Consider the following 14,650-nt stretch of genomic DNA (forward strand, 5'->3'; position numbering starts at 1 on the left):
TACTAGAATTTTAAATACGAAAAATTTAGTATCCACATATATTATATAACAAACGAAAAATATATATACAGAATAATCTATAATAATAAAAGAATAGTCAACTTTTTTAAAACTAATTTTTGCCATTTAAACATTAATCAAAACTATTTTTTTGAGTTGATTGACAATGAGCGTTTTTCGGCTTCCAGTTTTCGTACTTCTAATAATTTTTCATAACGTTTTTCTAAGGTTTTTTCTTTGATTTGAACTTCTTCGATCACTTTTAAAACCTTTTCTAGGACAATTTTTAAATCATACAAAAAAACTTTATCAAAATTTTTCATCGCTTGTAAAACGTTATCAATACAAGTAATTTTTTCTTCGTTGTTTTGTACGCTTTCAAAAATTTGAAAATAATAATCAACTGAATTTAAAATAGCTAGCAAAATAGAAGGACTAGTGATGATGACATTACGTTTAAAAGCAAATGATATAGTTTCTTCGTCTGAGTTAATTTGGGAAAAAATACTTTCTGAAGGAATAAACATAATCACGTAAGGGGCGTTATCTTCTGGGCTGACATATTTTTGTGCTTCTTTGATTCTGTCTTTAACACGCATTAAAAAACGTTTTTTTAATTCGTTTTTATTGTCAGTACTATTCATATATTCTAAAAAATCTGTAGTCGGAAACTTAGAATCAATTGGAATTTGAATAAATTTCCCGCGACCTTTACACATTATATCAACTCTTAAACGTTGACCATTGCTGTTTAATTTTTTCATTAAAAATTGTTTTTCAAAAATTAATTTATCTTTGGTATAAGCGATATTTTCTAAAACACGAGCCAATAAAAATTCCCCAACTTTCCCTGTTTTATCGTTTTGAGCAAGTAATTTATGAATGTTTTGTACTTCTTGAAAACCACTGGCGTTTTGGTCTCTTAAAACTTTTAATGAATTTTCTAAATTACTGATCAAATGTTGACGAGTGTCTTTAATTTCTTTAGTTAAACTATCTTTGCTTTGGTGAGTTAAATTATTAATTTTTAGATCCAAACGATCGATAACTCGTAATTCAGACTCTAAAAAAGATTGTTTTAAGATGTCTTGAAGATTAAAATCGGGAACTTTAGCTTTTAAAAGCATCCTCCCAAAAACAAAAACTATTCCTACAACAAGTACAATTAATAATATAACTAAAAAAAGTAAGACCAAAACTAAATTGTATTTGTTTATTATCATTCATTTCCCAAATCATCTATGAAATTTCATAGTTCCTTTTTTTAAATTATTTTCTTAAAAATAATGAGAAAAATAAATATTTATTTTCTTAGAATCAAAATGAGAAATAAATATTTAATTTTAATAATGTTTGAAAAACAATTATAACAACTTTTTGTTTAATTGTTAGTAAAAGATAAATATCTGGCGTTTGAGAAGGGATTCGAACCCCTGACCGACAGCTTAGAAGGCTGTTGCTCTATCCTGCTGAGCTACTCAAACAAAGTTACAACAATAAATATTGTAACATAAAATAAAATAATTATATTGATTTTTTAAAATTGTATTGAATTTTAAAAATTTTTGATAAATAAATAAGTTTTTTTAATATTTTATTCACACAAAAAAATTTTTATTGAAACAAAAATTAAAAAAAAGTTTATAATATTATTGTACTTTTAGCTTACACTAAAATTGATTATATATATTTTAAAAAAGTAGCTTTTTCAAACTTTATTATTCAACAGTAAAAAAATGAATTTGGTCAGGTCTTGATTGAAGCAGCCATAAGTTGTTTTATTGTGTGGATAATAAGGTTTGAAAAGGTTATTTTATAATTAACATAAGAATCAATTATTATGGCTAAAAAATAGTTAAAAGAAATTAAGGTATTATATGAATTGGTCATCTTTTTTTCCTAAAAAAACAAAACAGATGCAATTATTAACTAATTTTTATCATTCTTTACAAGGAGAACCTTTTTTAATCGAAGAAATTCTTTTAAATGAAACTCCAGTTAAAATTGAGTTTTATTATTTAGAACAAAGTAAATATTATAATGCTTTATTCCAAACGAGACAATTTGTTGTTTGGACCGCAGATAAAGGAACTTATCGTCTTTTAATTGATAAAGATTATTACAATAATTTTAAACCTTTGTATCGAAAAGAAATCAACACCGCTTGGCTAGAATTTATGATCCAAGTTTACCAAAAAGAAGCGAATTTAATTAACAGAATAAAACTCGCTTTTTTAGGTTTTTTTATTCCTATATTATTAGTAATTTTTTTAACGTTGACAATGTGGTCGCCAGGGACAAAAGAAGAAGGACAAAAAACATTGATTTTTGGTATTCCTTTGGTGATCTTATTAATAGTTATTTTTGTCATCAATTATTGGATTAAAATTCAGCAAAAAAAAATGGCTTTTTTTAAAGATCAAACATTACAAAAAACCCTAACAAAAATCAAACAAATCTTAGGTGAAGAGTTTTTTGCAGAACTTTTAGAAAAACAAAAAAATTACAATCCTTTTTTTGCGAAAAGTAAAAACGAACAAGACAATAACCCAATAGTTTAACATTTATTTTTAAACATTAACTAAATTATTACATTAAAAACAGTAAAAAGAGGTTTGAAATGATTTACGATAGTATTGTTGTTGGAGCAGGACACGCTGGTGTTGAAGCTGCTTTGACATTAGCCAAAAAACATAGCACTTTATTGATTACTGGTTCTTTGAAACAAGTAGCCAGTCTTCCTTGCAACCCTTCTATCGGGGGACCTGCCAAAGGGGTAGTTGTCCGCGAAATCGATGCTTTAGGGGGAGTGATGGGTAAAGCAGCTGATTTAACTCAAATTCAAATTAAAATGTTAAACTCTTCAAAAGGTCCTGCCGTCAGAGCTTTAAGAGCTCAAATCGATAAACTAAAATATCCCCAAATTATTTTAAAAATGTTGCAAAATAGTCCTAATTTGACTTTATTAGAAGGACTGGTGAATCATTTATTAGTCAAAGATAACCAAGTTAAGGGGATTTGTTTAATAAATGGGCAAGAAATTTATGCTAAAACTGTTATTATTACTACTGGCACTTATTTAGCTAGCCAAATTTTAATTGGCGAAACCAAAAAAGCATCTGGTCCTAATAACAACCCTACTACTTACGGTATCAGTCAACAATTAAAAGATTTAGGTTTCGAAATCATCAGATTAAAAACTGGGACTTCACCGAGAATCAAAAAATCAACTATTGATTTTAGTCAAACTAAAATTCAACTAGGCGACAATTATTTACAAACTTTTGATTTTGATAGCAAGATTAAAAAATTAAGCATTCAAGAAGATTGTTTTTTGACCCACACCAACAAATCAACCCATCAAGTTATTCAAAAACATCTAAAAAAATCTGCCATGTATGGCGGTTATATCGAAGGCACAGGGCCACGTTATTGCCCTTCAATTGAAGATAAAGTGGTACGTTTTTGCGATAAAAGTAGTCACCAAATTTTTATTGAACCAGAAAGTTTAGCTTTAGATGAAATGTATTTACAAGGGCTTTCAACTAGTATGCCCAAAGACGTCCAACATGAAATTTTAAAAACCATTCCAGGCTTGCAGAATGCCAAAATTACAAAATATGCTTACGCGATTGAATATGATGCCTTTAATCCAAGCCAATTAAAACACAGTTTGGAAACTAAAAAAATTGCTAATCTTTTTTTTGCAGGACAGATGAATGGCACTAGCGGATATGAAGAAGCAGCTTGCCAAGGGTTAATGGCTGGAATTAACGCCTCTTTAAAATTGGAAAATAAACCAGCATTTGTGTTAAAAAGAAATGAAGCTTATATTGGTGTTTTAATCGATGATTTGATTACCAAAGGCACGAAAGAACCTTATCGCCTATTGACTTCAAGAGCAGAATTTCGTTTATTGTTAAGACATGATAACGCTGATTTGCGTTTAAAAGATTATAGTTATAACTTGGGATTAATCGATGAAACTAATTATCAAAATTTTACCAAAAAAAAAGAACAAATCGAAATACTACTAAAATTGAGTCAAAAATTTGAAATTTTAGCCAATGAAACTAATTTAGCTTATTTAAAAAATTTAGGATCTTCTCCTTTTGTTGGAAAAACAACATTATTGCAATTATTAAAACGACCTGAATTAAACTATCAAATATTACAACATTTTTTGCAAGTCGAAGTAGATCAGACAGTCTATGAACAAGTAGAAATCCAAATTAAATATGAAGGTTACATCAATAAAGCCCAAAAAGAAGCAGAAAAACTGTTGAGATTGGAGCAAAAAAAAATACCAAATAAAACTAATTATTTGGAGATTAAAAACTTATCTAAGGAGGCAAAAGAAAAATTAGACTTTATTAAACCACAAACCCTAGGACAAGCTTCGAGGATTTTAGGGGTTAATCAAGTAGATATTTCGATTTTGTTGGTTTATTTGGAAAAACAACATGCCTCACTCTAAATTATTAAAAAATAAATTTAATCTTAGTCAAAAACAAACAGAACAATTTGATTTATATTATCAATTTTTAACTCAAGAAAACCAAAAATACAACCTAACTTCCTTAATATCTTTAACAGATGTTTATTACAAACATTTTTATGATTCTTTGATTTTGCAAGAAGTCCTAGATTTTAGGCATATAAACACTCTTGGTGATGTTGGCGCAGGAGCGGGTTTTCCTAGTTTTCCTTTAAAAATAATTTATCCTCATTTAAAAATTTATATTATCGAATCATCTTTAAAAAAAATTAACTTTTTAAAGGCTTTGGCTAAAATTTTGTCTTTAGATGATATCTATTTTTTTCACCAAAGAGTACAAAACCATCACAAACATTATGATTGTATAGTGGCTCGGGCTTTAGGTAATTTAAGTCGTATTTTACAATGGTGTCTTCCTTTGGTTAAAAAAAGAAGTTATTTTATCGCCATGAAAGGAAAAAACTTCAACCAAGAATTAAAAGATAGTCAAACAGTAATCAAAGAATTTAAAATAACTTTAATTAAAATTCAACAACTCGAATTACCAATGCAGCTAGGTACTAGAGCTAATTTATTATTTCAAGCTAATTAAAAATTTATAAAAAAAATAAAACCACTAATTTTAGTGGTTTTATTTTCTGTCTTTGCCTATTATTCTTAAAAGAAGACTAACAATTCTTAAAAAAATAGCAATTAAAGTAGCAGCAAAAGCCAAAGATACTTGCCATTCGTATTTGGCAGGCAACCCTTGTTGAATCATGTTTTCAGTGTAATCAAAATGAAGAGCTAAATACAATGATAAAAAACCTAACATTATTAAACTCAAAGGGATTGCAATAATACTATTGTATAAAACATTTTCTATTGTTCCAATTCCTAAAAAAAATAATAACAAACGAACTATGTAAACACAAAATAACGCAACTGCACATTTTTGCATAATAGTTTTAAATCTATCAGTAACTTTTAAAACACCTTTATAATAGGCATGTGCCATCAAACAAAAGATAACTACTGTGCCTAAAGCAGCGATAAACACTATTTCTAACAAATTATGAATTTCTTTATTAATATAATAAAAACAAATGGCCATCATAAAACCTTCTAGGAAAGCAAAAAGACAAGCAAAAATGTTTGATGTTTGTACTTGATTCATTCCTAACGTATAAACATAACTAGTTAACACAGATAAGGCAAGCAGACCATAAAATAAACTTCGACTTGAATTAAAATTTTTTAACAAAGGATCACTAAAATTATTAAAAAATGTGAAAAATCCTATAGTAGTTAAAGTAGTAATTAATAAAAGTAAAATAGTTTTAAAAGCAATCCCTTTACGGGTAGCTTGTTGTTTATAAGCGATTGTATCGGAAAAAGAAAGGAAATTGTTGTTAATTTTTTCAAACGAATCACTAACTTTCATAATATTATTATTTGATTTCATAAAAAACCACCTTTATATTGATTTTTTTAATACTTATTTTACTATTTTAGTAAAAAAAATTGATCAATAATAAATAAGTACACTTATATATTACCTTTTTTTAAATCAAATTGCAAGTATTTTTTTTCTTTATTTTAGAAAAAAGCTTTAATTGTAATACAATTTAAAACAATTAAAGCATTATTGAAAAAATATATAAAACCATCAAAATAAAGCCCTTTTTGAGGGCTTTATTTTTATTAATTCGGGGGGGATTTTATTTAAGAATTTTTGAAACTGATCCAGCGCCAACTGTTTTTCCACCTTCACGGATAGAAAACTTAGTGCCTTCTTCAATTGCAATCGGATTGTTTAAAGTAACAGTTAATTCAACGTTGTCACCTGGCATAACCATTTTAACATCACCTTGTAATTCAACAACTCCTGTAATATCAGTTGTACGGAAATAGAATTGCGGACGGTATTGGGAAAAAAAGGCAGTGTGTCGTCCTCCTTCTTCTTTAGTTAAGATATAAGCTTGCGCCACAAATTGAAAATGAGGTTTCACAGAACCTGGTTTGGCTAACACTTGACCACGTTGAACATCTTCACGGTTAATTCCACGCAACAAAGCTCCAACGTTATCGCCTGCTTGAGCAAAATCTAAATCTTTTTTAAACATTTCAATTGCTGTTACGATGGTTTTTCTAGTGTCTTTAAGACCTATGATTTCTATTTCATCACCAGCTTTAACTTGTCCTCTTTCAACTCTACCAGTAACTACTGTTCCTCTACCAGTGATAGTGAAAACATCTTCGACTGGCATTAAGAAAGGTTTATCAACTTCACGCACTGGATCTTCAATGTAAGAATCTAAAGCGTTGATTAATTCGTTAACTTGTGCAATGTAATGTTTGTCACCTTCTAAAGCTTTTAACGCAGAACCTCTAATAATAGGGGTATCATCGCCCGGAAAATCATATTTAGATAATAATTCACGGACTTCCATTTCAACTAATTCTAAAATTTCTTCATCCGGACAAAGGTCACATTTGTTTAAGAAAACAACAATTTTAGGAACCCCTACTTGGCGAGCTAACAAAATATGTTCTCTAGTTTGAGGCATAACACTATCTGCGCCAGAAACTACTAAAATAGCGGCATCCATTTGAGCAGCACCAGTAATCATGTTTTTAATATAATCGGCGTGTCCTGGACAATCAACGTGAGCATAGTGTCTTTTTGATGTTTCATATTCAACGTGAGAAGTTTTAATCGTAATTCCACGTTCTCTTTCTTCAGGAGCGTTATCAATTTGGTCATAAGCTCTACTTTTAGCTAACCCTTGAGAAGCTAACACTTGAGTGATGGCAGCTGTTAAAGTAGTTTTGCCGTGATCAACGTGCCCAATTGTTCCTACGTTTAAATGAGGTTTATTTCTTATAAATTTTTCATTAGCCATTTTGTAAAAGGCCTCCTTTTAGTTTAGTTTAAGGTTTTTAACAATAATTACCATTTAAATTTTAACTTAATTTTTTCAATATAGCAACTATTTTGTGTTAAAATATTATTTTTGCTTTAAAATTAAGCACGTTTTTTAATAATTTCTTCCGTAATGCTTTTTGGTGCTTTTTCATATTTAGAAAATTGCATCACAAAAGTAGCTCTTCCTTGGGTGTTAGAACGTAAAATGGTGGCATAACCAAACATTTCAGAAAGTGGCACCAAAGCTCTAATAGAAACTGCATTAGTACGTGATTCTTGACTTTCCAAACGTCCTCTACGAGAAGTTAAATCGCCAATAACATTGCCGACATAATCATTTGGAGTTACGACTTCAACATCCATAATCGGTTCTAAAATAACTGGATTGCCTTTTGTTTTGGTTTCTTTTAAAGCAATTGAAGCAGCAATTTTAAACGCCATTTCAGAAGAATCGACATCATGATAAGAACCATCAAATAAAGTAGCTTTGATGTCAATAATTTGATAACCAGCTAAAATTCCACCTGCAAGAGCTTCTTGAACGCCTTTTTGAACTGCAGGGATATATTCACGCGGAACAACACCACCAACAATTTTATTAACAAATTCAAAGCCTTGGCCAGGATTTGGTTCAAAACGCATCCAAACATGTCCGTATTGACCGCGTCCACCAGATTGACGGATGAATTTTCCTTCGGTTTCAACTTCTTGAGTAATTGTTTCACGATAAGCCACTTGAGGTTCTGTAACGTTAGCTTGAACTTTGAATTCTCTTTTCATACGATCAATGATGATATCTAAATGAAGTTCACCCATGCCAGCAATAATAGTTTGTCCTGTTTCATGATTAGAAAAAACTTTAAAAGTAGGGTCTTCTTCGGCTAATTTAGAGAGTGCAATTCCCATTTTATCTTGATCGGCTTTAGTTTTAGGTTCTACTGCGATTTCAATAACTGGTTCTGGGAAATTCATTGATTCTAAAATGATGCTTTCCCCTTCAGCCGCTAGAGTGTCACCAGTAGTAGTCCCTTTCAGCCCAACAACTGCCAAAATATCACCAGTATATGCTTCTTTAATTTCTTCACGAGAATTGGCATGCATCTGCAATAAACGTCCAAAACGTTCTTTTACTTCTTTGGTGGTATTAGTAACATAAGAGCCAGCTTTAACTGTGCCTGAATAAATTCTAAAAAAAGTTAATCTACCAACATAAGGGTCAGTCATCACTTTAAAAGCTAAAGCGGTGAAAGGTTGTTCGTCAGAACTTAAACGAGTTATTTCTTTGCCGTTAGCATCAACTCCTACAATTGAATCAACATCTCCAGGAGCTGGTAAATAATCAACAATGGCATCTAGCATTTTAACAACACCCTTATTTTTGAAAGAAGAGCCGCACAAAACCGGAAAAAAAGAGGCTTGTAAAGTGGCTTTACGAATAGTTTTTTTTAACATAGCGGAAGTGATTGGTTTTTCTTCTAAGTAAAGCATCATCAATTCTTCATCTAAATTAGATAAGACTTCGATTAATTCATTTCTTTTAATTTCTACAATTTCTTTTAAATGTTCAGGGATTTCAATATTTTTTCCATTTTCCTCAGCGGAGTTATCATATTCAAAAGCAGTTAATTCAATTAAATCGATAATGCCAGTAAAATCATTTTCAGCTCCGATTGGCCATTGAATAGGGCTAGCATGTACCCCTAATCTTTGGTTCAAGGTTTCAATCGCATAAGCAAAATTAGCACCAACTTTATCCATCTTGTTGATAAAAATAATTCTTGGAACTTTGTATTCAGTCGCTTGACGCCAAACGGTTTCAGTTTGTGGTTCAACTCCAGCTTGGGCATCAATGACAGTGACTGCACCATCTAAAACTCTTAAAGAGCGTGAAACTTCAACTGTAAAATCAACGTGCCCAGGGGTGTCTATGATGTTGATCCGATGGTTTTTCCAAAAGGCGGTAGTGGCAGCAGAGGTAATAGTGATACCTCTTTCTTGTTCTTGTTCCATCCAATCCATTTGCGAAGCGCCATCATGAGTTTCTCCGATTTTATGAATTTTACCAGTATGAAATAAAATTCTTTCGGTAGTGGTGGTTTTTCCTGCGTCAATATGAGCAATAATGCCGATATTACGAGTATTTTCTAAAGTAATCTGGCGTACCATCTTTTATTCTCCTATAAATGTCAAATATCACCAACGATAATGAGCAAAAGCTTTATTAGCTTCAGCCATTTTATGCGTTTCTTCTCTTTTTTTAACTGATACTCCATGTCCTGAAGCAGCATCTACTATTTCTTTAGCTAGTTTTTCTTCCATGGTTTTTTCATTACGTTGTTTAGTGAATTTGACAAGCCACCTTAAACCTAAAGATTGACGTCTTTCTGGACGAACTTCGGAAGGGACTTGGTAGTTTTGACCACCAACGCGACGAGTACGAACTTCTAAAACAGGCATAATATTGTTTAATGCTTCATGAAAAACTTCTAAGGGATCTCTTTGAGTAATACTTTTAACTTGTTTTAAAGCTTGATAAAAAATGCTTTGAGCTGTCCCTTTTTTACCATCTTCCATGATGGTGTTAATTGTTTTTGTAACTAATTTTGAATTATAAATCGGGTCAGGATTTATATCACGTTTTTTAATATGACCTTTACGAGACAAAGTAACGAACCTACTTTCTTTAAAATTTGTAATATTTTAATTTATTTATTTTTTATCTTTTGGTCTTTTGGAACCGTATTTAGAACGACCTTGTTGTCTGTTAGCAACACCTGTAGCATCTAAAGCGCCACGAATGATATGATAACGGACACCCGGAAGATCTTTAACTCTTCCGCCGCGCACCAACACTGAACTATGTTCTTGCAAAGAGTGTCCCACGCCAGGAATGTAAGCAGTCACTTCAGAACCATTGCTTAAACGAACTCTGGCAAATTTACGTAAAGCTGAATTAGGTTTTTTTGGGGTCATAGTAGTTACACGCAAACAAACTCCCATTTTTTGTGGAGAAGTGTAAGTTTGAACTTTTTTTTGCAAAACATTAAAACCATAACTTAAAGCTGGGGATTTTGTTTTCGAAGATTTATTACTTCTTTTTTTTTTGATTAACTGAGAAACGGTAGGCATTATGTTTTTTCCTTTCTTTTTTCTTATTTTTTATTTTTAATTATCTTGGTTTTGATCTGTTGACGGTGGAGATTTGGGATATTCAAAATAAGTTGTCTCTAAAATACCTGTTCCAGCCGGAATTAGACCACCAATGATAACATTTTCTTTTAAACCATATAAATGATCAACTTTTCCTTTGATGGCAGAATCGATTAAAATTTTGGTAGTTTCTTGAAAAGAGGCGGCAGAAAGTAAAGAATCGCTTCTCAAAGAAGAACGAGTGATTCCTAGAATAATTGGTCTTCCAAGTGCTAAACGTTTTTGAGCTTGTAACATTTCTAAATTAGCTTTTTTAAAACTATTGATAGGGATTTCAGTGCCAGGTAATAGTTGGGTTTCTCCTTCATCAATGATTAAAACTTGTTTAAACATTTGATGAATAATAATTTCGATATGTTTATCACTAATAAAAACATTTTGAGCACAATAAACTTTTTGCACTTCTGCTAAAATATATTTTTGGGTTTCGATAGTGCCTGCAACTCTTAAAAGTTCTTTTAAATCAATTGAACCAAAAGTTAATTTTTGCCCCGGATAAACATTGCTATTTTTGCTAACTAAGATATCGACATTAGAATTGAGGATATAACGATATTCTTGTTCAGGTTCGCTTTCTGGAGTGATAACAATTTCTGGATGTGGAGAGCGAATTTTTTCTATTTTTTTAATGGTGCCTTTAAATTCAGAAATCAAGGCTTTACCTTTTGGTTTTCTAACTTCAAAGATCTCTTCAATCCTTGGAAGACCTTGGGTAATGTCTGAAGTCGAAGCAACTCCGCCGGTATGAAAAGTTCTCATCGTTAATTGAGTTCCTGGTTCGCCAATAGATTGAGCGGCAATAACACCTACAGCTTCACCGATTTCAACTAATTTATTAGTGGCTAAATTAAAACCATAATCTTTAGCGCAAATACCATATTCACAATTACAAGTCAAAACGCTTCTGATTGGAACTTTTTTAATTTTGGCATCAATAATTTCTTGTGATTTTGATTCGGTGATTAATTCATTGCGAGCTACAATAATTTTATGTTTTTTTGGGTGGATAATGTCGCGACTAGCAAAACGACCAATAATACGATTTTTTAAAGAAACAATTTCTTTACCGTCGCTTGTCATCGCTTCAACAATAAAGCTGCGATCACTACCGCAATCATCTTTAATGACTACAATATCTTGAGTCACATCAACTAAGCGACGGGTTAAATAGCCTGATTCAGCCGTTTTTAAAGCGGTGTCAGTGGAACCTTTGCGGGCTCCATGGGTAGAAATAAAAAATTCAGAAACTTTCAAACCTTCACGGAAAGATGCTTTAACAGGAACTTCAATGATTTCACCTTTTGGATTGTTCATTAAACCTCTCATCCCCGCTAGTTGAGCAAAGTTAGAAGAACTACCGCGAGCACCACTTTCACTCATCATAAATATATGATTGTCTTGTTGGAACTCTTTCATCAAACCTTCTTGGATTTGATCACGAACAACTTTCCATTCATTAATCACTAAACGACGACGTTCAATATCTGTTAAAAAACCTTCGTTATACCAATTTTCAATTTGGATATTGCGATTTTCAACATTTTCTAATAATTTTTCTTTTGCAGAATAAGTGGTAATGTCAGAAAAAGAAACAGTAATACCTGCAATAGTAGAATATTTAAAACCGAGATTTTTAATATGATCTAATATTTTAGAAGTTTCAGTAATTTTCATTTGTTTGAAAAAACAAGCAATAATCATCGATAAGAATTTTTTATTGAAAGGTTTAGGGACGGGTATTTTTTTTAAAAATGATTGTGGTTTAGTGCCTGGATTTAAAAAATATTGATCTGGAGTTTTGACATATAAATTCGATTGAGTAGGTTCATTGATGTAAGGAAAATTAGGGGGTAAAATAGCATTAAAAATTAATTTTCCTAAAGTGGTCATTAAATATTTTTCTTTTTGTTCTTTGGTAAAAGATAAATTAATGGATTGTGGTTTAATAAAAATTCTAGTATGAAGATCAATTTCTTTATTTTGATAAGCGATTTGAGCTTCATTGATGTCAGCAAAAAAACTTCCTTCATTGCGGTGTTTGTGTTGGTGTTCTAAATTTCTTTGAGGAGCGTTAAATCCTTTCAAAAGACGATCTTTTTTTTCTTCGATAGTTAAATAATAATTACCTAAAACCATGTCTTGTGAAGGGGTGACAACAGGGCTACCGTTTTTAGGATCTAAAATGTTGTTAGACACAAGCATTAATAAACGAGCTTCAGCTTGAGCTTCTACAGAAAGAGGAACATAAACAGCCATTTGGTCGCCATCAAAATCAGCATTAAAAGCTGGAGTTACTAAAGGATGTAAACGAATAGCTTTTCCATCGATTAATTTAGGATCAAAAGCTTGAATTCCTAAACGGTGAAGAGTTGGGGCGCGATTAAGCAAGACTGGATGTTCTTTAACTACTTCCTCTAAAGCATTCCAAACTTCTTCATTCATTTTTTCGTAAATAGAATTGGCATTTTTTTTGTCAATCCCTTTAGTTTCTTGTAATTTTTTTAAAATAAAAGGTTTGAATAAAATAATTGCCATTTCACGAGGAATGCCGCATTGATGCATTTTAAGATCAGGACCGACAATAATTACAGAACGACCAGAATAATCAACTCTTTTACCTAAAAGATTTTGACGAAAGCGCCCTTGTTTGCCTCGTAACATTTCAGATAAAGATTTTAAGGGACGATTTTTTTCCACGTTATTAACGTTTTTTTTAAGATTTTTATCAGTATCAAATAAACAATCGACTGCTTCTTGCAACATTCTTTTTTCGTTTTTAATAATTAATCTTGGAGCTTTTTGCATCATTTGTTTTTTTAAACGATTGTTACGATTTAGAATGCGACGATACAAGTCATTAACTTCGGTAGTGGCAAAACGACCGCCATCCAAAGGAACCATCGGCCTTAATCCTGACGGCAATACGGAAATAACATCCATTACCATCCACTCAGGTTTATTATCGGATTGATGAAAAGACTCAATTATTTCTAACCTTTTGATAATGTTTTCTCTTTTTTGTTTAGAAACTTCTGATAAATTTTTACGCAAAATTTTAATAGTTTTTTCTAAATCAAGGTTTTCCAATAATTTCCTAACTGCTTCAGCTCCAGTTAAAGCAACAAAACCATGAGGTCCAAAAAGAGCTAAATTTTGGCTATATTGGCTTTCGGAAATAATTTCTTTTTCTTTGAAATCAGTTTTGCCAGGATCAATAACAACATAAGAAATATAGTAAACGATTTCTTCTAATGTTTTAGCTTTGATGTTTAAAAGAATAGCTAAACGGCTAGGAGATGAATTAAGATACCAAGTGTGGACAATCGGAGCTTGTAATTCGATGTGTCCCATTCTTTCACGTCTTACTTTAGTTTCGGTAAATTCAACACCACATTTATTACAAAATTGACTTTTGTTGTTAGGTTGTTTTTTGGAACAAGCACATTGAAAGTCAACTACTGGACCAAAAATTTTTTGACAAAACAAACCACCAAATTCAGGTTTATAGGTGCGATAGTTAATGGTTTCATAACTAGTAATTTCACCGTAAGACCATTGACGAATCTCATCTGGAGAAGCTAAACGGATTTTAAAATAATCATAATCACGACTGCCATACTCTTTATCAGATAAAATCAAAGCTTTTTTTTCAGTAGTTTCTGGGATAAAATGTTGATATAATTCAAAAAGTTCGTTTATTTTTTTCCAAGAATCATAATCCAAGTCGAAATTTTGATTTAAGGTGTTAATTTCTGTGTTTAATAGTTGTTCAAAGTCGTTAACACCTAAAAGGGTCAATTTTTTAATCACATCATCGTTTAAATTTAAATTTCTTAAATCACGAGGCAAAGCAAATTGTTTAAGAGTTGGCAAAATCTCTAAAAAAGTTTCTTGTAATAAAACTCTTAGTTCATCTAAAGAAAAAGTGTTAAAATCTTCCAAATTATTAATTCCTGAAAGTTTTAATTTTTCTAAAGTTTGAGCAGAAAAATTTAGAGTTTCGATTGATCTAAATAATTTATTATCACTCATCT

At 31.0% G+C, this 14,650-nt stretch carries 10 protein-coding genes, 1 tRNA gene and 1 other RNA gene; 4 read left to right on the plus strand and 8 right to left on the minus strand.

Annotated elements, in window-relative coordinates:
• Positions 1-143 precede the first annotated feature (143 nt).
• The gene (locus psc1_RS01765; RefSeq protein ID WP_373400994.1) at positions 144-1,223 is read right to left on the minus strand and encodes a DNA recombination protein RmuC; all 1,080 of its coding nucleotides are present in this window, start codon (positions 1,221-1,223) and stop codon (positions 144-146) included.
• A 184-nt stretch (positions 1,224-1,407) separates the two neighbouring features.
• Positions 1,408-1,484, minus strand: a tRNA-Arg gene (locus tag psc1_RS01770).
• Positions 1,485-1,714: 230 nt separating this feature from the next.
• On the opposite strand from psc1_RS01770, the gene ffs reads away from it, so the two are divergent.
• The 4 genes from ffs (at position 1,715) to rsmG (ending at position 5,090) form a co-directional block, all read left to right on the plus strand.
• Positions 1,715-1,800, plus strand: an RNA gene (gene ffs, locus psc1_RS01775) — signal recognition particle sRNA small type.
• Positions 1,801-1,877: 77 nt separating this feature from the next.
• Positions 1,878-2,561, plus strand: coding sequence for a hypothetical protein (locus psc1_RS01780; protein WP_023161597.1), 684 nt, complete (start codon positions 1,878-1,880; stop codon positions 2,559-2,561).
• A gap of 59 nt (positions 2,562-2,620) precedes the next feature.
• Positions 2,621-4,477, plus strand: a complete 1,857-nt coding sequence (gene mnmG / locus psc1_RS01785; RefSeq protein ID WP_122225305.1) for a tRNA uridine-5-carboxymethylaminomethyl(34) synthesis enzyme MnmG — start codon at positions 2,621-2,623, stop codon at positions 4,475-4,477.
• The gene (gene rsmG / locus psc1_RS01790; protein WP_122225304.1) at positions 4,464-5,090 is read left to right on the plus strand and encodes a 16S rRNA (guanine(527)-N(7))-methyltransferase RsmG; all 627 of its coding nucleotides are present in this window, start codon (positions 4,464-4,466) and stop codon (positions 5,088-5,090) included. Before mnmG ends, rsmG begins: the two co-directional genes overlap by 14 nt.
• Positions 5,091-5,129: 39 nt before the next feature.
• On the opposite strand, the gene psc1_RS01795 is transcribed toward rsmG, so the two are convergent.
• From psc1_RS01795 to rpoC, 6 genes are all read right to left on the minus strand, one after another.
• Positions 5,130-5,942 (minus strand): Bax inhibitor-1/YccA family protein, encoded by an 813-nt coding sequence (locus psc1_RS01795; RefSeq protein WP_373375759.1) that lies wholly within the window; start codon positions 5,940-5,942, stop codon positions 5,130-5,132.
• A 256-nt stretch (positions 5,943-6,198) separates the two neighbouring features.
• A complete protein-coding gene (gene tuf, locus psc1_RS01800) occupies positions 6,199-7,383 on the minus strand; it encodes an elongation factor Tu (protein ID WP_023161593.1) in 1,185 nt (394 codons plus the stop codon).
• A 122-nt stretch (positions 7,384-7,505) separates the two neighbouring features.
• Positions 7,506-9,572, minus strand: coding sequence for an elongation factor G (gene fusA / locus psc1_RS01805; protein ID WP_023161592.1), 2,067 nt, complete (start codon positions 9,570-9,572; stop codon positions 7,506-7,508).
• A 27-nt stretch (positions 9,573-9,599) separates the two neighbouring features.
• Positions 9,600-10,070, minus strand: coding sequence for a 30S ribosomal protein S7 (gene rpsG / locus psc1_RS01810; RefSeq protein ID WP_023161591.1), 471 nt, complete (start codon positions 10,068-10,070; stop codon positions 9,600-9,602).
• Between the two features lie 45 nt (positions 10,071-10,115).
• Positions 10,116-10,535 carry a 30S ribosomal protein S12 gene (rpsL, locus tag psc1_RS01815; protein WP_023161590.1) on the minus strand — a complete coding sequence of 140 codons (420 nt, stop codon included), beginning with the start codon at positions 10,533-10,535 and terminating at the stop codon, positions 10,116-10,118.
• A gap of 36 nt (positions 10,536-10,571) precedes the next feature.
• Positions 10,572-14,648, minus strand: a complete 4,077-nt coding sequence (rpoC, locus tag psc1_RS01820; protein ID WP_122225303.1) for a DNA-directed RNA polymerase subunit beta' — start codon at positions 14,646-14,648, stop codon at positions 10,572-10,574.
• Positions 14,649-14,650 lie beyond the last annotated feature (2 nt).

This window comes from Candidatus Phytoplasma solani, assembly GCF_041729705.1.
In the GTDB taxonomy this organism is placed as follows: Bacteria; Bacillota_I; Bacilli_A; order Acholeplasmatales; family Acholeplasmataceae; genus Phytoplasma; species Phytoplasma solani.

What these genes read in the sequence shown, in the direction of transcription:
- psc1_RS01765 (WP_373400994.1), bottom strand. Translation starts at nt 1,223, where the DNA reads ATGATAATAAACAAATACAATTTAGTTTTGGTCTTACTTTTTTTAGTT.
- psc1_RS01780 (WP_023161597.1), top strand. Translation starts at nt 1,878, where the DNA reads ATGAATTGGTCATCTTTTTTTCCTAAAAAAACAAAACAGATGCAATTA.
- mnmG (WP_122225305.1), top strand. Translation starts at nt 2,621, where the DNA reads ATGATTTACGATAGTATTGTTGTTGGAGCAGGACACGCTGGTGTTGAA.
- rsmG (WP_122225304.1), top strand. Translation starts at nt 4,464, where the DNA reads ATGCCTCACTCTAAATTATTAAAAAATAAATTTAATCTTAGTCAAAAA.
- psc1_RS01795 (WP_373375759.1), bottom strand. Translation starts at nt 5,942, where the DNA reads ATGAAATCAAATAATAATATTATGAAAGTTAGTGATTCGTTTGAAAAA.
- tuf (WP_023161593.1), bottom strand. Translation starts at nt 7,383, where the DNA reads ATGGCTAATGAAAAATTTATAAGAAATAAACCTCATTTAAACGTAGGA.
- fusA (WP_023161592.1), bottom strand. Translation starts at nt 9,572, where the DNA reads ATGGTACGCCAGATTACTTTAGAAAATACTCGTAATATCGGCATTATT.
- rpsL (WP_023161590.1), bottom strand. Translation starts at nt 10,535, where the DNA reads ATGCCTACCGTTTCTCAGTTAATCAAAAAAAAAAGAAGTAATAAATCT.
- rpoC (WP_122225303.1), bottom strand. Translation starts at nt 14,648, where the DNA reads ATGAGTGATAATAAATTATTTAGATCAATCGAAACTCTAAATTTTTCT.